At 73.8% G+C, this 22,307-nt stretch carries 15 protein-coding genes; 9 read left to right on the top strand and 6 right to left on the bottom strand.

All coding sequences use genetic code 11. The features are described from left to right. Nucleotides 1–62: 62 nt before the first annotated feature. The 3 genes from IPG65_RS05990 to IPG65_RS05980 all read right to left on the bottom strand — a co-directional run bounded on the left by IPG65_RS05990 (nt 63) and on the right by IPG65_RS05980 (nt 1,519). Nucleotides 63–578 carry a Spy/CpxP family protein refolding chaperone gene (locus IPG65_RS05990; protein WP_293188342.1) on the bottom strand — a complete coding sequence of 172 codons (516 nt, stop codon included), beginning with the start codon at nt 576–578 and terminating at the stop codon, nt 63–65. A 243-nt stretch (nt 579–821) separates the two neighbouring features. After that, nucleotides 822–1,316 carry a Cu(I)-responsive transcriptional regulator gene (cueR, locus tag IPG65_RS05985; protein ID WP_293188341.1) on the bottom strand — a complete coding sequence of 165 codons (495 nt, stop codon included), beginning with the start codon at nt 1,314–1,316 and terminating at the stop codon, nt 822–824. Next, on the bottom strand, nt 1,313–1,519 hold the full coding sequence (locus tag IPG65_RS05980) for a cation transporter (RefSeq protein ID WP_293188340.1): 207 nt from the start codon (nt 1,517–1,519) through the stop codon (nt 1,313–1,315). The genes cueR and IPG65_RS05980 overlap by 4 nt, the downstream gene beginning before the upstream one ends. 185 nt (nt 1,520–1,704) lie before the next feature. Between IPG65_RS05980 and IPG65_RS05975 the strand changes: the two genes are divergently transcribed. Continuing rightward, nucleotides 1,705–3,930 (top strand): cation-translocating P-type ATPase, encoded by a 2,226-nt coding sequence (locus IPG65_RS05975; protein WP_293188339.1) that lies wholly within the window; start codon nt 1,705–1,707, stop codon nt 3,928–3,930. Nucleotides 3,931–4,036: 106 nt separating this feature from the next. Here IPG65_RS05975 and IPG65_RS05970 read toward each other — a convergent pair whose 3' ends face one another. From IPG65_RS05970 to IPG65_RS05960, 3 genes are read right to left on the bottom strand one after another with little or no spacing between them, the layout of a single operon-like run. Then, complete coding sequence (locus IPG65_RS05970; protein WP_293188338.1) at nt 4,037–6,079, bottom strand: sensor histidine kinase; 2,043 nt, start codon at nt 6,077–6,079, stop codon at nt 4,037–4,039. Further along, entirely contained in the window at nt 6,076–6,987 is a 912-nt protein-coding gene (locus IPG65_RS05965; protein WP_293188337.1) for a carbon-nitrogen hydrolase family protein, read from the bottom strand. The genes IPG65_RS05970 and IPG65_RS05965 overlap by 4 nt, the downstream gene beginning before the upstream one ends. Before the next feature lie 10 nt (nt 6,988–6,997). Then, nucleotides 6,998–11,101, bottom strand: a complete 4,104-nt coding sequence (locus tag IPG65_RS05960; protein WP_293188336.1) for a YhdP family protein — start codon at nt 11,099–11,101, stop codon at nt 6,998–7,000. A gap of 62 nt (nt 11,102–11,163) precedes the next feature. On the opposite strand from IPG65_RS05960, the gene glnE reads away from it, so the two are divergent. The 8 genes from glnE (at nt 11,164) to IPG65_RS05920 (ending at nt 22,307) form a co-directional block, all read left to right on the top strand. After that, nucleotides 11,164–13,935: a bifunctional [glutamate--ammonia ligase]-adenylyl-L-tyrosine phosphorylase/[glutamate--ammonia-ligase] adenylyltransferase gene (glnE, locus tag IPG65_RS05955; RefSeq protein ID WP_293188335.1), complete on the top strand. Its 2,772-nt coding sequence runs from the start codon at nt 11,164–11,166 to the stop codon at nt 13,933–13,935. Nucleotides 13,936–14,195: 260 nt separating this feature from the next. After that, nucleotides 14,196–14,630 carry an ester cyclase gene (locus IPG65_RS05950; RefSeq protein WP_293188334.1) on the top strand — a complete coding sequence of 145 codons (435 nt, stop codon included), beginning with the start codon at nt 14,196–14,198 and terminating at the stop codon, nt 14,628–14,630. Continuing rightward, the gene (locus IPG65_RS05945; RefSeq protein WP_293188333.1) at nt 14,627–15,241 is read left to right on the top strand and encodes a TetR/AcrR family transcriptional regulator; all 615 of its coding nucleotides are present in this window, start codon (nt 14,627–14,629) and stop codon (nt 15,239–15,241) included. Before IPG65_RS05950 ends, IPG65_RS05945 begins: the two co-directional genes overlap by 4 nt. Nucleotides 15,242–15,264: 23 nt before the next feature. After that, on the top strand, nt 15,265–15,735 hold the full coding sequence (locus IPG65_RS05940; protein ID WP_293188332.1) for a c-type cytochrome: 471 nt from the start codon (nt 15,265–15,267) through the stop codon (nt 15,733–15,735). Between the two features lie 44 nt (nt 15,736–15,779). Next, nucleotides 15,780–16,496: an FprA family A-type flavoprotein gene (locus IPG65_RS05935; protein WP_293188331.1), complete on the top strand. Its 717-nt coding sequence runs from the start codon at nt 15,780–15,782 to the stop codon at nt 16,494–16,496. A gap of 81 nt (nt 16,497–16,577) precedes the next feature. Then, nucleotides 16,578–18,029 (top strand): efflux transporter outer membrane subunit, encoded by a 1,452-nt coding sequence (locus tag IPG65_RS05930; RefSeq protein ID WP_293188330.1) that lies wholly within the window; start codon nt 16,578–16,580, stop codon nt 18,027–18,029. Next, the gene (locus IPG65_RS05925) at nt 18,026–19,198 is read left to right on the top strand and encodes an efflux RND transporter periplasmic adaptor subunit (RefSeq protein ID WP_293188329.1); all 1,173 of its coding nucleotides are present in this window, start codon (nt 18,026–18,028) and stop codon (nt 19,196–19,198) included. The genes IPG65_RS05930 and IPG65_RS05925 overlap by 4 nt, the downstream gene beginning before the upstream one ends. A 22-nt stretch (nt 19,199–19,220) precedes the next feature. After that, entirely contained in the window at nt 19,221–22,307 is a 3,087-nt protein-coding gene (locus tag IPG65_RS05920) for an efflux RND transporter permease subunit (protein ID WP_293188328.1), read from the top strand.

The raw sequence follows: 22,307 nt of genomic DNA, 5'->3' as shown, positions 1-22,307 counted from the left end.
CCCTGAAAAAAGCCGGGAGGGAGTGCGCGAGCCCCGCTGCCGGCGTGCGTGCTGGGAAGGACTCAGCGCGCTGCGGGGCCGTGCGGGCCATGGTGGGGCTTGCCGTGGCGCTGCCCCGGCGCGTGGCGACGCAGCGTCTGCTGGTCGTACACCTTCTGCTGCTCGGGCGCGAGCTGGGCATAGAACGTCTTGACCACCTCGCCGCGCTGCGCCATGCGCTGCTGGCGTTCGGCCTGCAGGCTCTGCAGGCGGTCGATGCGCTGGGGCGTGGTGAGCTTCTCGAACTCGGCCCGGTCCGCGCGCGGCTGCCGGGGCTCGGGCTTCAGGGCGGCGGTGTAGGTGGTCCAGGCGCCTTCCTGCGCGGGGGTGAGCTTGAGCTGGGCCTTCAGTTCGGCTTGGCGCTGGGCATGGTGTTCGGCCATGCGCTGATGGCGCTGGGCCGGGTCGCGCTGGGCGTGGTGCTCGCCGGCGGCCGGGGTGGCGGAGGCGGCCGGCGCGGGGGTCTGCGCCACGGCGAAGGCGCTGGCGGCGGCCAGGAGGGCGGCGAGCAGCAGGCGTTTCGGGGTCGTCGGGGTCATGGTCGGGTTCCTTTCGACGCAAAGCGTCAGAGACGGGGGTCCGGCCGGCGCCCTCGATGGAGATCACGAGAACCACGCCGGCTTGGCCCCGCAGTCTGGGCGCCGGGTGTGTCGCCCGCATCGCAGCCCGATGTCGGCTTGTAAAGTTGGGCAAACAAACTGAGGCCCCCACGCTCCCCCGCTGCGCGAGGTCCGCTGCCCCCCGAGGGGGCCTTCGCCGCCTTCGGGCGGCCGGGCGGCGGCTCAAGGGGGTGGTTGACCCGCCAGATCGTCCAGGATGGGGCAGTCGGGCCGCTCGTCGCCGTGGCAGTGGTGCAACAGGTTCTGCAGCGTGCGGCGCATGGCCTGCATGGCCTGGATGCGTTTTTCGAGATCGTTCACGTGCGCCTGGGCGATCTGCTTGACGCTGGCCGAGGCGCGCGCGCGGTCGCGCCACAGGCCGATCAGCCCGGCGATCTCGGCCATCGAGAAGCCCAGATCGCGGGCGCGCTTGATGAAGCGCAGGGTGTGGATGTCGGCCTCGCCGTACTGGCGGTAGCCGCCGTCGGTGCGCGCCACGTCGCCCAGCAGGCCGAGCGCTTCGTAGTGCCGCACCATCTTGGCCGACACGCCCGAGGCGCGCGCGGCTTCACCAATAGAGACATAGCCCCCACGCTCCCCCGCTGCGCGAGGTCCGCTGCCCCCCGAGGAGGCTCGCGCCGCCTTGGGGCGGCCCGGCGTCGGCGCAGTGGCACTCATTCCGCCACCGCGTAGCCTTCCTCGCGGATGGCGGCGGCGATCGCTTCGCGCGGCTGGCTGGCGTTCTCGACCTCGACGAGGTGGCGCGCACGGTCGATGCGCACTTGGGCGGCGGCGTCGAGCTGGCCGATGGCGCGCCGGACCGCGGCCTCGCAATGGCCGCAGGTCATGCCGGTGACGGTGAAGGTGAAGGGCTGGCTCATGAGGTTCTCCAAGTTCGACAGGACGCGATGATGAACCCTGCCATCATGGCAATGTCAAGCGTGCGGGTGAATTGATACTATTTTGATAGCTGTCGGCTAAATACCAGCACGGGCTTGGGCCATTTTTTATTCAAAATCCATCCGCCGGTTGACATTGCCATGATGGCAGGCTTCACACTGCGGGCATGAACCAGACCTCCCTCATCTCGACTTTCGACCTGGGCGTCGGCGGCATGACCTGCGCCTCGTGCGTGGCGCGCGTGGAGCGGGCGCTGAAGAAGGTGCCCGGCGTGCAGGAGGCCAGCGTCAACCTGGCGACCGAAAGCGCGCGCATCACCTTTTCGGGTGATGCCGACCCGGGCCCGCGGCTTCGCCGCGCCGTGCGCGACGCCGGCTACGCGCCGCGCGCGGCCGGTGCCGCCATCGACGACGTCTCCGATTCGCCCTGGGCCGGCTTCGCGCCCGTGGGCATCGGCCTGCTGCTGTGCGCGCCGCTGGTGGCGCCCATGCTGCTGATGCCCTTCGGCATCGCCTGGATGCCGCCGGCCTGGGTGCAGTTCCTGCTCGCCACCCCGGTGCAGTTCGGGCTCGGCGCGCGCTTCTACCGCGCGGGCTGGCACGCGCTCAAGGCCGGCACCGGCAACATGGACCTGCTGGTGGCCATCGGCACCACGGCGGCGTGGGCGCTGTCGGCGTGGCTGTGGCTGTTCTCCGGCCATGGCGAACACGCGCACCTGTACTTCGAGAGCGCGGCGGTGGTGGTCACGCTGGTGCTGCTGGGCAAGTGGCTGGAGGCGCGCGCCAAGCGCCAGACCACCGCCGCCATCCGCGCGCTGCACGCGCTGCGGCCCGAGGTGGCGCACCTGATCGGTTTCGATGGAGAGCAGGACATTCCCGTGGACGAGTTGCGCGCCGGCGACCGGCTGGCCGTGCGCCCCGGCGAGCGCGTGCCCGCCGACGGCCGGGTGCGCGAAGGCGCCACGCAGGTGGACGAATCCATGCTGACGGGCGAGCCGCTGCCGGTGGCCAAGGGCGTGGGCGACGCGCTCACGGGCGGCTCGATCAACGGCGACGGCCGCGTGGTGGTGGAAGTCACCGCCGCCGGCAGCCAGAGCGTGCTGGCGCACATCATCCGCCTGGTGGAAGACGCCCAGGCCGGCAAGGCGCCCGTGCAGCGGCTGGTGGACCGGGTGTCGGCCATCTTCGTGCCCGTGGTGCTGGGCATCGCGCTGCTCACCGCCGCCGGCTGGTGGCTGGCCGGCGCGGGGGTGGAGACGGCGGTGATCCGCGCCGTGGCGGTGCTGGTCATCGCCTGCCCGTGCGCGCTGGGGCTGGCCACGCCCACGGCCATCATGGCCGGCACCGGCGTGGCGGCGCGCTTCGGCATCCTCATCAAGGACGCCGAGGCGCTGGAGGTTGCCCACCGCGTGGACACCGTGGCCTTCGACAAGACCGGCACGCTCACCCTCGGCCAGCCGCGCCTGCTGGCGCTGGTGCCGGCGACCGGCGTCGATGAAGCCGCCGCGCTGCGCGCCGCCGCCAGCCTGCAGGGCGGCAGCGAGCATCCGCTGGCGCGCGCGGTGGTCAACGCGGCGCGTGAGCGGTCGCTGGCCAGCGAGGCCCCGCTGGACGTGAGGGCCGTGCCCGGCCGCGGCACCGAGGGCACGGTGGACGGCCGCGGCGTGCTGATCGGCAGCCAGCACTGGATGGCGGAACTGGGCGTGGATTTGGAGCCATTTTGGGCTCAAGCCCGCGCCCAGCAATCGGCAGGCGCTACGATTTCAATACTGGCCGTGCGCGATGCGCCGGACGCGACGCCCTGCGCCCTGGCCCTGCTGGCCTTCGGCGACGAGCCCAAGCCCGGCGCCGCCGCCGCGCTGGCGGCCCTGCGCGCGCGGGGCGTGCGCGCCGTGATGATCTCCGGCGACAACCGCGGCGCCGCCGAGGCCATGGCGCGCCGGCTGGGCCTGGACCCCGACGCCGGCGAGGTGATGGCCGAGGTGCTGCCGGGCGACAAGGCGCGGGCGGTGGGGCAGTTGAGAAATGATGGACACGTCGTGGCCATGGTGGGTGATGGCGTGAACGACGCCCCCGCCCTGGCGGCCGCCGACGTCGGCCTGGCCATGGGCAGCGGCACCGACGTGGCCATGCACGCGGCCGGCGTCACGCTGATGCGCGGCGACGTGGGGCTGGTGCCGGCGGCGCTGGACATCTCGCGCCGCACGGTGGCCAAGATCCGGCAGAACCTGTTCTGGGCCTTTGTCTACAACGTGGCCGGCATCCCGCTGGCGGCCTTTGGCTACCTGAGCCCGGTGGTGGCCGGCGCGGCCATGGCGCTGTCGTCGGTCAGCGTCACCGGCAATGCGCTGCTGCTCAAGCGCTGGCGGCCTCCGGTCGAGCATCAAAAGTGATGGAAACCCGCTCCGATACTGCGGTGACAGCTATTATTTAAGTATTACCGACTGCCCAGTGCACCCGTGGCCGGGGTCGCGCAGCGAGTGGAGCCACGGGGGCGGGTCATGCCGCGATCGCCAATGTGAAGCTGAACACCGTGCCGCGCGGCGCCTGCGGCGCGTAGGCCAGCGCGCCGCCGTGCTGCTCGATCACCGTGCGGCACAGCGACAGGCCCAGGCCCATGCCCTCGGCCTTGGTGGTGAAGAAGGGCGTGAAGAGCTGGCGCCCCACCTCCTCGCCGATGCCCTCGCCGGTGTCGGCGACGGTGAAGCGCAGTTGCGGGCGGTGCGGCGCCGGCGCCGCGCCGACCCTCAGCGTCAGCACGCGCGGCCCCGGCACCTCGGCCATGGCCTGCATGCCGTTGCGCGCCAGGTTCAGCAGCACCTGCTCGATCATGGTGTGCTCGCACCAGGCACGGGGCAGCGTGTCGGGGCAGTGCACGCGCACGGTGATGCCCAGCTTGCGCGCCTGCAGCTGCACCAGGGGCAGCACGGCTTCGATCAGCGCCCGCGGCGCCACGGCCTGCCGCGTGGAGGCGCGCCGGCGCACCAGGTCGTGCACGCTATTGATGACCTTGCCGGCGCGCCCGGCCTGCTCGGCGATGCGCGCCAGCGCGGTGCGCACGTCGGCCAGCGTGGCGCCCGGCGGCGGAGCGTCGTCGTCGCGCAGCAGGTTGAGCGAACCGGTGGCGTAACTGGCGATGGCGGCCAGCGGCTGATTCAGCTCGTGGCTCATCAGCGAGGCCATCTCGCCCACGGTGGCCAGCCGAGCCGTGGCCTGCAGGCGCTCCTGGCTGGCGCGCGACAGCTCCTCGGCGCGGCGCTGCGCCGTCAGGTCGAGCACCGCGCCCATCCAGCCGCTGTGCTTGCCCAGCGTGCTGATCAGCGGCGCCTCGATGATCAGCACCGGAAAGCGGGTGCCGTCCTTGCGCATGAAGACCGATTCCATCCCCTCGCGCGGCGGCGCGTCGCCGGCCAGCCGCACCGCCTGGCGCTGGCCGTACTCGTGCGCGTGCTCGGGCGGCCAGTACGGCGACGGCACGCTCTGGCCGACCAGCTCGTCGGGTTCGAAGCCCACCATGGCGCAAAAGGCCGGGTTGACGTAGGTGATGCGCCCCTGCAGGTCGCGCGCGCGCAGGCCGGTGACCAGCGAGTTCTCCATCGCCTTGCGGAAGGCCAGCGCCTCGGCCAGCTCGGCCTCGGCCTGCTGGCGGCGGCGGAAGTCGCGCGCCAGCAGCACCAGCACCGTCACCAGCGCGATCGACAGGCCGGTGACCAGCGCCGTCATCACGTTGGGCAGCACGTCGGGCGTCTGGCGGCCGCCCTCCATGCGCAGCACCAGGGCGTTGCCCGGCAGGTCGAACACGTGCTGCGACACGAACAGCCGCGCGCCGCGCCGCGCGCCGCCGTGCACGGCCAGGCGCGTGCCGTCCAACTGGGTGAAGGCCACGCTCTGGCGCTGCGTGTAGGCGGGCGCCAGCATGGCGTCGAGCAGGCCGCCCAGCGAGTACGTGACCAGCATGTAGCCCAGCAGGCGCTGGCCCTGCTGGACGACCATGCACAGCTCCATCACCTCCTCGCCCACACCGCCAGCCCGGCGGGCGAAGCGGCTGTCGGCGTAGGCCGCGCCGCCCAGCTTGCGCGCGGCGGCGCAGGTCTCGGCCACTTCCTGCTCGGGCATGGCGTGGGACGCCGAGTCGTCGCCCAGGAAGGCGGGGTAGTAGGGGCTGTCGATGGCGGCGAGGGGGCGCAGCGCGGCGTCGCGCCACTCCAGCCGCAGCCAGTCGCGGTGGCGATCCAGCAGCGCCAGGGCGGCCGGCGTCCAGTCCTCGGCGCTGGTGGACGTGCTGGCCAGGCCGTGCAGGTCCTGCAGCCGGCGCGCCAGGCCCTGGCGCAGAACCTGCGCGGCGTCGGCGTTGTCGCGGTCGAGCACGCGCTGCACCTCGTCGATCTCGTGGTTGCGCGCCAGCCAGACCAGCACCGCCAGCATCACACCCACCACCAGCAGCAGCACGCCCCACAGCCGCCAGCGCCGCCCGGCGTGGCGCAGCGCGCGCAGGCGCGCGAGCGCGGCCGGGCGCAGGCCGTGCAGGCTGAATGCGCTCATAGCCGGCGGTGGTCGAGCGCCGGCAACTGGCCGCGCCGCGCGGCCAGGGCCGCCGGGTCGAGATCGGCCAGCACCACGCCGGGCCCTTCGGCCTGCACGGCCAGCACCTGGCCCCAGGCATCGACGACCATGCTGTGGCCCCAGGTGCGGCGGCCGTTCTCGTGCTCGCCGCCCTGCGCCGCGGCGACCACGCCGCACAGGTTCTCGATCGCGCGGGCGCGCAGCAGCACTTCCCAGTGCGCCTGGCCGGTGACGTGGGTGAAGGCGCTGGGCACCAGCAGCAGGTCGGCGCCCTCGGCGGCGTAGGCGCGGTACAGCTCGGGAAAGCGCAGGTCGTAGCAGACGCTCAGGCCGACGCGCCAGCGGTGGCCGTCGCGCGAGGGCAGGTCGAAGCCGACCGGCCGGCTGCCGCGCGCCAGCACCGCTGCCTCGTCGTAGACCCGGCTGCCATCGTCGAACTTGAACAGGTGGATCTTGTCGTAGCACGCCACGCACTCGCCCGTGGGCGCGAAAGCCAGCGAAGCATTGCGACATTTGCCCCCACGCTCCGCCGCTTCGCGTGCTGCGCTGCCCCCCGAGGGGGCCGCCGCCTTCGCTTGGGGCGGCCCGGCACTGCGGCGGTGCGACGCCGGGTCGCGCGGCGCGCAGGCCAGCGGCAGCGTGCCGCCGACGAGCCACAGCCCGAGCTCGCGCGCGGTGGCGGCCAGCCAGTCCTGGATGGGGCCCTCGCCCAGCGGCTCCTGCAGCGCCAGCTTGTCGGTGTCGCGCCGGCCCATGGCGCAGAAGTACTCGGGCAGCACCGCCAGCTCGGCGCCGCCGCCGGCGGCTTCGGCCAGCAGGGCGTGGGCGGCGCGCAGGTTGTGCTCCACCTGCGTGCAGGAGGTCATCTGGATGGCGGCGACTTTCATGGCAGGTCCCTCACGGCTTCGCCTCGGCGGCGGCCGGTGCCTCGGAGGCGCGGCCCGCCCTGGGATCGACAGGGGTGATCCGCGGATTGTCCCAGGTGCCGCCGACGTGGAACTCGCGCGTGGCCGCCTGCACCAGCGGCCGCTGGAGCACGAGCTGCGCCAGGAAGGCGCCGATACCGATGGCCGGGTTGATGGCGGTGGCCACCAGCGCCGCCGTGCCGGCGTCGATCTCGGGCACCACCAGCACGCGCAACTGCTGTGTCTCGTGGTCGATATCGGCGCTGCCGTCCATCAGCACGGCAGCGTTCACGCCCTTCATCCGCAGGTTGTTGGTGTGCGCCACGCCGCGGCGCACGTCCACGTCGCCGCGCACGAAGTCGAACGCGAAGCCGGCGCTGAACAGGTCGCGGAAGTCCAGCGTCAGCCGCCGCGGCAGCGCCTGCAGGCTGAGCACGCCCAGCAGCTTGGCGATGCCAGGCTCGGCCTTGAGGAACTGGCCCGCGCCCACGTCCACGTGCAGCAGGCCGTCCATGCTGGGGTAGTGCGGCGACAGCGGCGAGCCGGCCCAGCCGAGGCGGCCGTCGATCTGGCCCTTGCCGCGCAGCAGCACGCCGGGCATGTCCAGCCGCGCCAGCAGCGCGCCGGCGTCGCGGATGTCGAGCCTGAAGTCGAGCGCCGTGCGGCGCGGGTCGCCCTCGGCGCGCGGCGCGCGCGGGCCGGCCGGCAGCGCGGGCGCGCGGGGCGCGGCCGCCCACCGGCCGCTGGCGCTGAAGCTGGCCTCGGGCATGGCCAGCGCCAGCCGTGACAGGTGCCATTCCTGCACGCCGTCGGCGCCCGGGCGGGGGGGCGCCACGTCGCGGTTGACGGCCTGCACCTCCAGCCGGCCGAGCTTCTTGCCGCGCAGCTCGAAGTCCTCCACCACCACGTCCAGCGCCGGGATGCGGGCCGGCGGCTCGGCCAGGGTGCTCTCGTTCGCGCCGCCGGCCGGGATGCTGAGCCGCGCCAGCCGCGCGCGGACCTGGCCGGCGCGCCCCTCGGCGCCCTCGGCGTACTCGATGCGGCCGGCCAGCTCGCGCGCCTGCACGTCGGCGCGCCAGGCCGTGCCCTCGCGCGTGCCGGTGGCGGCCACGTCGTGCAGGGTGCGCTCATCGATGCGCAATTCGTCCACGCGCACCGACCAGGCGCCGGGCACGTAGCCCTCGCCGATGCCCGCCGGCGGGCTGGCCGCGGCGTCCTGCGGCGCGCCGGACAGGCGCCGGGCGGCCTCTTCCCAGGGCTCGACTTCCAGCCGGGGCAGGTGCACGCGCGCCAGCACGCCGCTGGCCGGCAGCGCGTGCGCCTGCACGGCGGGCGCGCCAACGGCCACGGCGCCGCGCAGCACGTGGGCCGGCGCGGTGGCGGGATCGAGCTCGTAGTCCAGCGCCAGCACGTCGGCCACGGTGAGGCGCAAGCGTTCGCGCTTCGCCGCCCCGCCGGACGCCGGCTGCGGGCGCAGCTCGAAGCGCAGCGGCCAGGCGGCCTCCGCCGGCTTGGCCAGCGGCGCGGGCAGGTCGACCGCAAGGCCGCGCAGGTCGCTGGTGACCACCACGTCGGGCGCGCTGCCGCGAAAGCCGATCACCGCCTCGTAAGCCGCGCTGCCACCGGCCTGCCGCGCGATGGCCGCCACCGGCCCCCAGTCCGTCATCTGGCGCAGGCCCTCGGCGGTGGCGGTGCCGCTGGCGCGCACCAGCACCTCGGCCGTCTCGCTGGCGTCGGCCGGCGGGGTGCCGCCGCTCACGCGCGCCTCGCCGCCCAGCAGCCGCACCCGCGCGTCCTGGATCGCGAAGCCGGCGTCGGAGAAAGTGACCGCGCCCCGCGCCTGCGCCAGCAGCGGCGTGCCGGCGCTCAGGCGCAGGTCGTTGCCCTGCAGCGCGACGCGGCCCTGCACCTTGGACTGCGCCAGGCGGGCGATCGGCAGGTCGAGCCGCAGCCGCAGGCCGGCCTCGCCGGTGGCGCTGGCGTCGTCGAGCGCGTGCCGGGTGAGCTGCGCCGCGGGCGACTGCCGCACGATGCCGAGCGCCGCCGCCAGCGGGCCCTGCCCCTCGGCCTCGACCACCACGCGGGTGCGGTCCAGGTCGGCGATGTCGGCCTGGATGGCGGCGAAGCGCCACCCCGGATGGCCCTGCACCCGTGCCTTGGCGCCGCGCACGCGCATGCTGGCGCGCTCGAAAACCAGCTCGCCCGACAGATCCTCCAGCGCCGGCCAGGGCGGCTCGCTCTCGGGCTGCACGCGGCGCGGCACGTAGGCCAGGGTGACGCCGCTCACCTGGCCGCCGAAGCGGAACTCGCCCACCTCGCCGGGCAGGTTGAAGGGCACCTGCCGCAGGTCGCCCCGGATGCGCACCACCACGTCGCGCGCGTCGCCCTTCTGGATGGCGTCGCGCACGTAGTCGCGCGCCTCCTGGGGCACGACGCCCAGGGGCAGGTAGCGGTACACGCGGGCGCCGTTGGCGCGGCCGAACGCGCCCTGCAGGTCGAGCACGCCTGGAAAGCGGGCGCCGCCGGCATCGCCCGTGTGCCAGCGCGCCTTGAATACCCCCGTGGCGTCGGCGTTGGCGAGCGTCAGCTCGTCCACGTCCAGCTCGACGCGCTCGCCCTGCACGCGCCACTGCGCGCGCGCCGACAGCGCGGCCAGCGGGATGCGCGGCTCCTCGAACACGCCAGGAAACGCCAGCGCCCCGTCCCGGATGGCCAGCGTGGCGCGGCCGCCGGTCGGCGCGGCGTCCAGGTCGAGCGCGGCGCCCTCGATGCCCGGAACGCCCGCCGCCGGCTTGCCGCCGGGGCCGGGCGGCGCGGCCTGGGCGCCGATCGCCAGGGCCGACACGCGGGCCTGCACGCGCCAGTCGCGCGGCGCTTCCAGCGCGCCGTCCCAGCGCGCCTCCAGGCGTTCGACCAGGCCCGCCAGGGGGTGCGCCCGCAGCCGCTCGCGCGCCTCGGCCGGCAGGGGCAGGCGCTGGGCGATCTTGGCCAGCGCGGCCAGGTCGAGCCGGTCGCCGCGCAGCTCGCCGCCGGCCGGCTTCCCGCCCTCGCCGTCGCGGTAGCTGAACTCGACGTTGCCGCCCGGCCAGGCCAGGCCGTCGGCATCGACGAATTGCAGGTCGCGCGTGCTCACGCCCATGCCGCCGTCCTGCCCGCGCCAGCCCAGCCGCCCCTGCAGCGAGGCGAAGCCCAGCGGCTCCAGCCCCGGCGCCAGCGTGACGGCGACGCCGCCCAGCGCGAGGTCGGCGGTGGCGCCGGCCGGCCGGCCCCGGCGCACGTCGGCCCACAGGCGCAGCGCGCCCCGGCCGCCGCGCAGGTCCACGCCCCAGTGGGCCTGGAAGTCCACCGCCTGGCGCCACTGCGCCGCGTCGAAGCGGGGCAGCTCGGCGTAGACCTGCCCGTCCCAGCCGCGCCACTGGCCGGCGTGGCGCGACAGCAGGGGCTGGCGGAACTGGCCGATGAGGGTGAAGCGCTCGCCCCAGGCGGCCTCGGGCGTCGCGTCCAGCCGCATCTGGTGGCGCCGCAGGCCGTTGCGCAGCACCACGTCCACCTGGGTCAGGCCCACCGGCGGCGCGCCGCGCTGCTCGTCCACCCAGCGCACGCTGCCGCCGCGCACCAGGATCTCTTCCTGCGAGAAAATCCAGTCCGCCACCTGGGTGTCGCCCGCCGCGTCGCCCGACAGGTCGATGCCGCCGACCAGCAGCCGGCCCTGCGCGGTGCGGCGCACCTCCAGCACCGGCTGGTCGATGACCAACTGCTCCACGCCGCCCTGCAGCAGCGAGGCCACCGAGAAGGCCACCAGCGTGCGCGGCACCAGCAAGCCTGCGTGCCCGGCAGGGTCATGCACGCGCAGGTCGTGCAGCGACACGGCGGGGACGAGACCATTCGATTCGGCCCGCAGCGCGCCGATGGTCACCGAGGTGGCCAGGGCGCGCGAGGCCAGGGTTTCCAGCCGGGGACGGAACTGGTCGATTCGCGGCACAATGACCCAATGCAGGGCCGCCCAGGCCAGGATCGCCAGCAGCACCAGTGCCACCGCCACGCGCGACGCCCAGCGCATCGCGATGGCGGCAACTCTGATCGAGGACTGGATCAATGGCGTTCCGGCGGGGCGGTGAAGACAGGCCCGCGGGGCCTGCGGAGACATGGAAAGAAATTATGACCCGCGGCGATGCGCCAGGCTCTTCCGCCAACCGTGAAGCTTTGTTAACCGGCCTGGCCGGCCATTCGCGCCTGGTGCAGCGCCTGCGGCGCCGCTACGAGGACGAGTTGCCCCTGCTGGCCGCTGGCCCCCCCATGCGCGAAACCATGGAAGCCTGCCTGGCGCAACTGGGCCAGCGCGGCCACGACACCGGCGCCGCGTTGCGCATCCTGCGCCAGTTGGTCATGGAGCGGCTGGTGGTGCTGGACTGCGAGCAGGGCGCGCCGCTGGAGACCGTCACCCACGCCGTCACCGAGCTGGCCGAGCTGGCGCTCGACGCCGCCTGCGCGCAGGCCTTCCGCCAACTCGACGAGCGCCACGGCGCGCCGATGGCCGAGAGCGGCCAGCGCGCCCGGATGTGGGTCATCGGCATGGGCAAGCTGGGCGCGCGCGAGCTGAACGTGTCCAGCGACATCGACCTGATCTACGTCTACGACGAGGACGGCGAGACCACCGGTCGCGAGGGTGGCGGCGGCCAGGTCACGGTGCAGGAGTACTTCACCCGCGCCGTCAAGCTGATCTATGGCCTGGTCGGCGACACCACCGAGCACGGCTTCGTCTTCCGCGTCGACCTGGCGCTGCGGCCCAACGGCAATTCCGGCCCCACCGTCTGCTCGCTCGACGCGCTGGAGGAATACCTGCTGGTGCAGGGCCGCGAGTGGGAGCGCTTCGCCTGGATGAAGAGCCGCGCCATTGCCCCGCGCGCCGACATCGCCGACGGCTCGGCCCAGGCGCTGCGCGGCGTGGTGCTGCCCTTCGTGTTCCGCAAGTACCTCGACTACAACGTGTTCGAGTCGCTGCGCACGCTGCACCAGCAGATCCGCGACCACGCCAGCAAACGCAGCGCCGGCCGGCCCGAGCGCGCCAACGACGTCAAGCTGTCGCGCGGCGGCATCCGCGAGATCGAGTTCACCGTGCAACTGCTGCAGGTGGTGCGCGGTGGCCAGTTTCCCGAGCTGCGCACCCGCCCCACGCTGGAGGCCCTGCAGCGCGTGGCGCGCGCCGGCCTGATGCCGCGGGAGACGGCCGACGCGCTGGCCCGCGCCTACGTCTTCCTGCGCCGGGTCGAGCACCGCATCCAGTACCTGGACGACCAGCAGACCCACCTGCTGCCCACCCAGGACGCCGACCTCGACTGGCTGGCCCGCACCCTGGGCTACCCCGGCGCCTGCCCCTTCCTGTGCGAGCTGGACGCGCACCGCGAGCTGGTGGCGCAGGAGTTCGACCGCCTGCTGGGCGGCGCCACCCCCTGCAAGGGCTGCGGCAAGGGCAAGAACGCCCCCGCCGGCGCCGCGCCCGAGCTGGAGGCCGTGATCGAGCTGCTGCAAAGCGCCCCCGTGCGCGAGCAACTGGCCGCCTGGCGCGAGCACCCGCGCGTGCAGGCGCTGCGCGACGAGGCGCGCCAGCGCCTGCTGCGCCTGACGGCGCGCACCGCCGAATGGCTGAACGACGGCCGCGTCACCGAGGCCGCCGTGCTGCGCTTCATCGACTGGGTCGAGCCGCTGCTGCGGCGCGAGAGCTACCTGGCCCTGCTGCTGGAGCGCCCGGCCGTGCACGAGCGGCTGCTGCGCGTGCTGGGCGCCGCGCGCTGGCCCGCGCGCTACCTGGTGCGCCACCCCGGCGTCATCGACGAATTGGCCAGCCCTAGCCTGCTGGGCGACCGCTTCGACGCCGCCACGCTGGAGCAAGAGCTGGAAGACCGCCGCGTCGCCCTGGCGCGCACTGGCGAGGACGACGAGGAGAACCTGCTCAACCTGCTGCGCCGCGCGCACCACGCCGAAGTGTTCCGCACCCTGGTGCGCGACGTGGAGGAGCGCATCACCGTCGAGCAGGTGGCCGACGACCTGTCGGCCCTGGCCGACGCCATCCTGCGCGTCACCACGCGCTGGTGCTGGCCGCTGGTGCGCCGCCGGCACCGCGATGAGCCGCGCTTCGGCATCATCGGCTACGGCAAGCTGGGCGGCAAGGAGCTGGGCTACGGCAGCGACCTGGACATCGTCTTCGTCTTCGACGACGAGGACGAGCGCGCCCCCGAGATCTACGCTGCCTTCGTGCGCAAGCTGATCACCTGGCTCACCCTCAAGACCGGCGAGGGCGACCTGTTCGAGATCGACACCGCCCTGCGTCCCAACGGCAGCTCCGGCCTGCTCGTCACCGGCTTCGACGCCTACGCCGACTACCAGGAGAACCGGGGCAGCAATACCGCCTGGACCTGGGAGCACCAGGCCATGACCAGAGCGCGGATGATTCCTCCCACGCTGCCCGGAACGAACGCGCCGGCGGCGTCGCCCATGGAGCAGCGCTTCGACGCCGTGCGCCACGCCGTCATGACCGCGCCGCGCGACCACGCCGCGCTGCGCGAGGAAATCGTCGCCATGCGCGAGCGCATGCGCGCCGCGCACCCGGTGCGCGGCGGGCTGTTCGACGTCAAGCACAGCCCCGGCGGCATGGTCGATGCCGAGTTCGTCACCCAGTACCTGGTGCTGGCGCACAGCGCCCGCCACCCGGCGCTGGAGCCCAACCTGGGCAACATCGCCCTGCTGGCGCGCGCCGAGGCGGCCGGCATGCTGCCGCCCGGCGTGGGCCAGGCCGGCGCCGACGCCTACCGCACGCTGCGCCGCGTGCAGCACCGCGCGCGGCTGGACGAGCAGCCCACCCAGGTGGAGCCCGCCACGCTGGATGCCGAGCGGCGGGCGATCCTGGCGCTGTGGCAGGCGGTTTTCGGCTGAGCGGCCGGCGTCGCCGACATCGCGGACGCGGCCTGGCCGGCGTCATCCGGACAGCATCGTGACGCCCCGCGACCCCGCGAGGGATGCCGCGAGCACGCCTCTCATCCTTCACCCAAGCCTTGTCCGCCCGCGCCCGCCGCAGGCGGGTATCCACGCTTCCCGGCGAATCCGGAGGCGGGTATTGCGTCGCGAGAAATTATGAGATAAATTTCTCTTAATGAGAATTTAGTCTCAGATAAACCTCGGTGAAAGGAGATGCCATGCCACTCACACCGGCGGAAATGGACCGCAAGCTTGACGAACACTTTGGCTTCGAGGCGCGCGACGATGTCGCGGGCGTCCTGGCGACGCTGACCGATCAGGCTGAACACGACGTGGTCGGCTGGCCCGGCGGCCCCAGCCAGGGCCGCGAAGGCGCGCGGCCGTTCTACGAGACGCTGTTCTCCGACCTGGCCGATGGCCAGGTGCGGTCGCTGCGCCGGTTGTACGGCCGCGACTTCATGGTGGACGACTCGGCATGGAGCGGCACCGCGCCCGGATCGCCTTTCGGCCTGCACGGTGGGGGGCGGCCGCTGCAGTTCCGCCTGCTGCACGTGATCGAGTTCTCCGACGAAGGCCGGATCAGCCGCGAAAACGTCTGGATCGACCTGGCCGCCGTGCTGCGGCAGTTGCCTTCGCCCGGGGCCGGCGCATGACCACGCCATCCACGCCGCGCCAGCGCCAGAAGCTGCGCACCCGGCAAGCCCTGCTGCAGGCGGCGGCCGAATGCATGCGCCAGGGCGAGCGGCCGTCCCTGGAGGAAGTCGCCCGCCGGGCGATGATTTCGCGCGCCACGGCCTACCGCTATTTCCCGAAGCTGGAGGCCCTGTACCTGGAAGCGCAGATCGACATGGACACGCCGCGGGCCGACCAGATCCTGGCAGGCCTGTCGTCGTCGGCCGATCCCGTCACGCGGCTGGCGCGCGTGGACGAAGCCTTGACCGCCATGACCCTGACCAACGAGGTTCCGGTGCGCATGATGCTGGCGCAGTCGCTGGAGCGCCGCGCACGCGGTGAAGCCGACGCGCACGTGCCCGCGCGGCAGAACCGGCGCACACCGCTGATCGAGGCCGCGCTGGAACCCGTGCAGGCGCGCATCGGCCCGGCAGCGTTGAAGACCCTGCAGCACGCGCTGGCGCTGGTCATGGGCCCGGAGGCCATGGTGGTGCTCAAGGACGTGCTGGAGCTGAACGAAGCGCAGGCGCGCAAGGTGCGGCGCTTCGCGATCCGTGCGCTGGTGCATGCCGCGCTGCCGCCCGACCGATGACCCCAACCCTCAGGAGATAGCCCATGTCGACCTTCACCGCCAAAGCCCTGGCCGCCTTCTGGCTGCTGGGCGGAGCCGCCGCCGCGCTGGCCAAACCCCCGATGACCCCGCTGCAGCGTGGCCGCTACCTGATCCAGACCGCCGGCTGCAACGATTGCCACACGCCCGGCTATGGCCCGAACAACGGCCAGGTCAGTGAAAAACTCTGGCTCACAGGCGATGCGCTGGGCTGGAGCGGCCCCTGGGGCACCACCTACGCCACCAACCTGCGTCTGCTGCTGGCCGGCATGAGCGAGCAGCAATGGCTGCGGCACGCCCGCCGCATGGAGCCGCGCCCGCCCATGCCCTGGTTCAACGTGCGCGCCATGAGCGACAGGGACCTGAAGGCCATCTACGCCTACACGCGCTCGCTGGGCGCGGCCGGCGCGCCGGCGCCCGCCTACGTGCCGCCCGGCGGCACCGTCACCGGGCCGGTGGTTCGGTTTCCGCAGTGATCCACTTCCCTGCTTTCACTCATCCCGCCTGAAAGGAGCCCGCCATGGCCACCCAACCCCGAGCCTCCATCCACCCGATCGCGCCCGACACCTGGCGCATCAGCGTCGCCCTTCCGCACCTGATGCCGGGCGGCTTCTCCTTCAACCAGTACCTGCTGGTGGACGAACAGCCACTGCTGTTCCACACCGGGCCGCGGAGCCTGTTCGAGCTGGTCCGCGCGCAGATCGAGAAAGTCATGCCGGTCGAACGCCTGCGCCATGTTGCGTTCTCCCACTTCGAGGGCGACGAGTGCGGCAGCCTGCCCGAATTCCTGGCCGCCGCGCCCGGCGCGCGCCCGGTGTGCAGCCGCGTCGCGGCCATGACCTCGGTCCGCGACATGGTCGATGCCGAGCCGCTGGCGCTGGAGGACGGGCAGATCCTGGACACCGGCCGCCACCGGCTGCAGTGGCAGTCCACGCCGCATCTGCCGCACGGCTGGGAATGCGGCTACCTGTTCGACCAGACCACGGGCACGCTGTTCTGTGGCGACCTGTTCACCCAGCCGGGCACGGGCGAGGTGCCACTGACCGAGGGCGACATCCTGGGGCCGAGCGAAGCCTTCCGGCAGGTGGAGGACTACTTCTCGCACAGCCGTGACGCGCCGCGGCTGATCGAAAAGCTCGCCGCGCTGCAGCCCCGCGTACTGGCCTGCATGCACGGCAGCGCCTGGCAGGGCGATGGCGCGGCGATGCTGCGCCGCCTCGGCCAGGCGCTGGCGTGAGCCGCGTCCCCGCGATCGGTAGAACAGACGCAAGGGGGCGCGTCGGCTGACGGCACAATGGCGCGTTCACGCCCTGCCGCCATGCGGACCGCCCCTCGCCCCTCACCGCTCCTCCACCTCGCGCGAGCCACCGCGCTGGCCTGTGCCAGCCTGCTGGCCGGCTGCGCCGCGCCGCGCCCGGCCGAGCCGCCGCCGCTGGCGCGGCTCGCCCCCGCCGCTTGGCAGGCGCCGCTGCCGCACGCGGGCAGCACGGCGCGGCTGGCCGACTGGTGGCGCGCGGCGGGCGACGAGACGCTGGCCGCGCTGATCGACGCCGCGCTGGCGGGCCACCCCGACCTGGCCGCCGCCCAGGCGCGCCAGGCGCAGGCGCGCGCGCAGGCGGATGCCGAGCGTGCCGGCCTGCTGCCGCGCCTGGACGCCGCCGCCAGCGCCAGCCGGGGCAACACCGCTGGCGCCGGTGGCGCCGTGACCACGCTGCAGGCCGGCCTGCAGGCCGGCTGGGAGATCGACTTGTTTGGCCGCCAGCGCGCGCTGGTCGAGGCCGCCCGGGCGCGCGCCGAGGGCGCCGGGGCGCTGGCGCACCTGGCGCGCGTGTCGCTGGTGGCCGACGTGGCGGCCGGCTACCACGGCCTGCGCCTGTGCCAGGCGCTGCTGCGCACGGCGCGGCAAGACGCCGATTCACGCGGCGAGACCGCGCGCCTGGCCCTCATCAGCCGCGATGCAGGCTTCACCGCACCCGCCACCGCCGCCCTGGCCGAGGCCAGCGCCGCCGACGGCCGCGCCCGCGCCGCGCAGCAGGCCGGCGACTGCGCCGTGCGGCGCAAGGCGCTGGTGGCGCTGACCGGCCTGCCCGGCCTGCCCGAGCCTGATCTGGAGAAAAAAATGGCTCCAGCCAGCGCAGAATCTACGCCATCAGCTATTTTTAATATAGCAACCCTGCCCGCCGACACGCTGCGCCAGCGCCCCGACGTGTGGGCCGCCGAGCGCGAGGTGCTGGCCGCGCGGGCCGAGATCGCGTCGGCCGACGCCGCGCGCTGGCCGGCGCTGAGCCTGGCCGGCAGCATCGGCGCGCTGCGGCTGCGCGCCGGCGGCGTCTCGCAGGACTTCAGCACCTGGTCCTTCGGGCCGCTGCAACTGGCGCTGCCGCTGTTCGACGGCGGCCGGCTCGCCGCCGGCCAGGCCGCCGCCCGCGCCCGCCACGACGAGGCCGTGGCCCGCTACCAGGCCCAGGTGCGCGAGGCGGTGCGCGAGGTCGAGACGGCGCTGGCGCAGGGCGCCTCGGCGCGGTCGCGCGAGGCCGACGCGCGCCGGGCGGTGGACGGCTACCGGCAGTCCTTCGACGCCACCCAGGCGCTGTACCGCCAGGGCATGGCCAGCCTGCCGCAACTGGAGGAAGCGCGCCGCAACCTGCTGGCGGCGGACATGGCGCTGAGCCAGTTGCTGCACGAGCAGCGGGCGGCCAGCGTCGCCCTCTACCGCGCGGCTGGTGGCGGCTGGCAGGCGCCCGTTGAAGAACCCGAAAGACATCCATGACCGCTGCCCGTTCGATTCCCGCCCTCGCCACCGTCCTGTTGCTCGCCGCCTGCGGCGCCAGGGACGGCGGCGCGCCGGCGGGCGCCGCGTCCGGTCCGCAAGCGGCGGCCAGCGCGCCGCGCCCGGCGCTCACGGTGACGGCGGCGCGGCCCCGGCGCCAGAGCCTGCCGCGCGAGATCGCGGCCAATGGCGACATCGCCGCGTGGCAGGAGGCCAGCGTGGGCACCGACGCGGCCGGCCTGCGGCTGGCCGACGTGCGCGCCAGCGTGGGCGACGTGGTGGCCAAGGGCCAGGTGCTGGCCACCTTCGACCCCGCGCCGGTGCAGCAGGACCAGGCGCAGGCGCGCGCCAGCCTGGCCGAGGCCGAGGCGGCGCTGGCCGAGGCCGCCGGCAACGCCGCGCGCGCCCGCGCCGTGGAGGGCCGCGGCGCGCTGAGCCAGCAGCAGATCCAGCAGTACCTGACGGCCGAGAAGACCGCGCGCGCCCGCGCCGAGGCGGCGCGCGCGGTGCTGGCCAGCCAGGCCATCCGCGTGCGCAACACGCAGGTGCTGGCGCCGGACGCGGGCGTGATCTCGGCGCGCACGGCCACCGTCGGCCAGGTGGTGCAGCAGGGCGCCGAGCTGTTCCGCCTGGTGCGGCGCGGCCGGCTGGAGTGGCGCGCCGAGGTGATGGCCGAGCAGCTGACGCTGATCCAGCCCGGCCAGCCGGTGGCGGTGGAGCTGCCCGGCCCGCCCGACGCGCCCGCGCCGCAGGTGGCCGGCGCGGTGCGCCAGGTGGCGCCGACGGTGGACGCGCGCACGCGCTACGCCCTGGTCTACGTCGACCTGCCGGCCGGCTCGCTGGCGCGCGCGGGCATGTTCGCGCGCGGGCGCGTGCAACTGGGCCAGGACGAGGCCCTGACGGTGCCCCAGGAGGCGGTGGTGATGCGCGACGGCTTCGCCCACGTGCTGGCGCTGCACGACGGCGACCGCGTGCGCCTGACGCGCGTGGACACCGGCCGGCTGGCGGGCGAGCGCATCGAGGTCACGCGCGGGCTGGACGCGAACGCGCGCGTGGCGGTGCGCGGCGCGGCCTTCCTCAACGACGGCGACGTCGTGCGCGTGGTCGAGGATTCAGAGCAAAATAAGCCTCCAGCCAGCGCCGATTCTGCGCCATCAGCTACCAAGTAGATAGCAAACGGAGCGCCGCGCCATGAACTTCTCCGCCTGGTCGATCCGCAACCCGGTGCCCTCGCTGATGCTGTTTCTGCTGCTGACGCTGGGCGGGCTGTTCTCCTTCCACCAGATGAAGGTGCAGAGCTTCCCGGACATCGACCTGCCCATGGTCAACGTCACCGCCGCGCTGCCGGGCGCCACGCCCGGCCAACTGGAGAACGAGGTCGCGCGCAAGCTGGAGAACAGCCTGGCCTCGGTGCAGGGCCTCAAGCACATCACCACCACCATCGTCGATGGCGCGGTGACGCTGATGGTGGAGTTCCGGCTGGAAAAGCCGATCCAGGAGGCGGTGGACGACGTGCGCTCGGCCGTCTCGCGCGTGCGCGCCGACCTGCCCACCGACCTGCGCGACCCCATCGTCAGCAAGCTGGACTTCGCCGGCCAGCCGGTGCTGGCCTACACCGTGGCCTCGCCGCGCATGGACGACGCGGCGCTGTCCTGGTTCGTGGACAACGACATCGCCCGCCGCCTGCTGGCCGTGCCCGGCGTGGGCGCGGTCAACCGCGTGGGCGGGGTGGACCGCCAGGTGCACGTGGCGCTGGACCCGGCGCGCCTGCAGGCGCTGGGCGTGACGGCGGCGCAGGTGTCGCGCCAGTTGCGCGCGGTGCAGCTGGAGAGCGCCGGCGGCCGGGTGGACCTGGGCAGCGGCGAGCAGCCGGTGCGCACGCTGGCCACGGTGCGCTCGGCGCAGGAGTTGCGCGCGCTGCCCATCGCCCTGGCCGACGGGCGCCACCTGCGCCTGGACCAGGTGGCCGAGGTCAGCGACACCGTGGCCGAGCCGCGCTCGGCCGCGCTGCTGGACGGGCGGCCGGTGGTCGGCTTCGAGGTGGCGCGCTCGCGCGGCGCCAGCGAGGTGGAGGTGGGCGCCGGCGTGCGCGCCGCGCTGGCCGGGATGCGCGCCGCGCGGCCCGACCTGACGATGACCGAGGCGTTCGACTTCGTTACCCCGGCCGAGGAGGAATACCACGCCTCGCTGAAGATGCTGGGCGAGGGCGCGCTGCTGGCGGTGCTGGTGGTGTGGCTGTTCCTGCGCAACGGGCGCGCCACCTTCGTCGCGGCGGTGGCGCTGCCGATGTCGGTGCTGCCGGCGCTGATCGGCATGTACGCCTTCGGCTTCTCGGTCAACACCGTGACGTTGCTGGCGCTGTCGCTGGTGGTCGGCATCCTGGTGGACGACGCCATCGTCGAGGTCGAGAACATCGTGCGCCACCTGCGCATGGGCAAGACGCCTTACCAGGCCGCGATGGAGGCGGCCGACGAGATCGGCCTGGCGGTGATCGCCACCACCTTCACGCTGATCGCGGTGTTCCTGCCCACGGCCTTCATGAGCGGCGTGGTGGGCAAGTTCTTCAAGCAGTTCGGCTGGACGGCGTCGCTGGCGGTGCTGGCCTCGCTGGTGGTGGCGCGCCTGCTCACGCCCATGATGGCGGCCTACCTGATCAAGCCGATCGTCGGCGGCCAGGAGGACCCGCGCTGGCTGCGCGTCTACGGCCGCTGGGCCGCCTGGTGCGTGCGCCACCGCGGGCTGACGCTGCTGGGCGCGCTGGCGTTCTTCGCCGGCTCGATCGCGCTGGTGCCGCTGCTGCCCACGGGCTTCATCCCGCCCGACGACAACTCGCAGACCCAGGTGTACCTGGAGTTGCCGCCCGGCACCACCCTGGCGCAAACCCGCCGCGTGGCCGAGCAGGCGCGCGCGCGGCTGGCGGGCAACGAATACGTCAGGAGCGTCTACACCACCATCGGCGGCGGCGCGGCCGGGGGCGACCCGTTCGCCGGCGGCGGCACCGGCGACGTGCGCAAGGCCACGCTCACCGTTCAGCTGGCCGGGCGCGGCGCGCGGCCCAAGAAGCAGCCCATCGAGGCCGACCTGCGTCGCCTGCTGGCCGATCTGCCCGGCGTGCGCAGCAAGGTCGGCCTGGGCGGCTCGGGCGAGAAGTACCTGCTGGTGCTGCAGGGCGAGGACCCGCAGGCCCTGGGCGCCGCCGCGCGCGCGGTGGAGAGCGAGCTGCGCACCCTGCCCGGCCTGGGCAGCATCACCAGCACCGCCAGCCTGGTGCGGCCGGAGATCGCCGTCACCCCCGACTTCGCCCGCGCCGCCGATCTGGGCGTGACCAGCAGCGCCATCGCCGACACGCTGCGCGTGGCCACGCTGGGCGACTACGACGCGCAACTGCCCAAGCTCAACCTGCCGCAGCGCCAGATCCCCATCGTCGTCAAGCTGCAGGACAGTGCGCGGCGCGACCTGGACACCCTAGCGCACCTGCACGTGCCCGGCGCCAGGGGGCCGGTGCCGCTGGGCCAGGTGGCGCGCCTGGCCTACAGCGGCGGCCCGGCCGTCATCAACCGCTACGACCGCGCGCGCAACGTCACGCTGGAGGTCGAGCTGTCCGGCCAGCCGCTGGGCGAGGTGGCCGCCGCCGCCAAGGAGCTGCCGGCGGTCAAGGCCCTGCCGGCCGGCGTGCGCGTGGTGGAGGTGGGCGACGCCGAGGTGATGGGCGAGCTGTTCGTCGGCTTCGGCCTGGCGATGCTCACCGGCATCCTGTGCATCTACCTGGTGCTGGTGCTGCTGTTCCACCACGTGCTGCACCCGGTCACCATCCTGGCGGCGCTGCCGCTGTCGCTGGGCGGCGCCTTCGTGGCGCTGCTGCTGGCGCGGCAGGCGTTCTCGATGCCCTCGCTCATCGGCCTCATCATGCTGATGGGCGTGGCCACCAAGAACTCCATCCTGCTGGTCGAATACGCCATCCTGGCGCGGCGCGAGCGCGGCCTGCCGCGCTTCGAGGCCCTGATGGACGCCTGCCACAAGCGGGCCCGCCCCATCATCATGACCACCATGGCCATGGGCGCGGGCATGCTGCCCATCGCCATCGGCTGGGGCGCGGCCGACCCGAGCTTCCGCTCGCCCATGGCGGTGGCGGTGATCGGCGGGCTGATCACCTCCACCTTCCTCAGCCTGCTGGTGATCCCGGCGGTGTTCACCTACGTGGACGACCTGTCGCAGTGGATCGGCCGGCAGTGGCGCGGCCGCGCCAGCGCGCCGCACGCCGCGCCCGGGGCCGCCTGA

This window comes from Ottowia sp., from assembly GCF_016703145.1.
Lineage (GTDB): Bacteria > Pseudomonadota > Gammaproteobacteria > Burkholderiales > Burkholderiaceae_C > Ottowia.
This window is presented reverse-complemented; position numbering and strand designations above follow the sequence as displayed.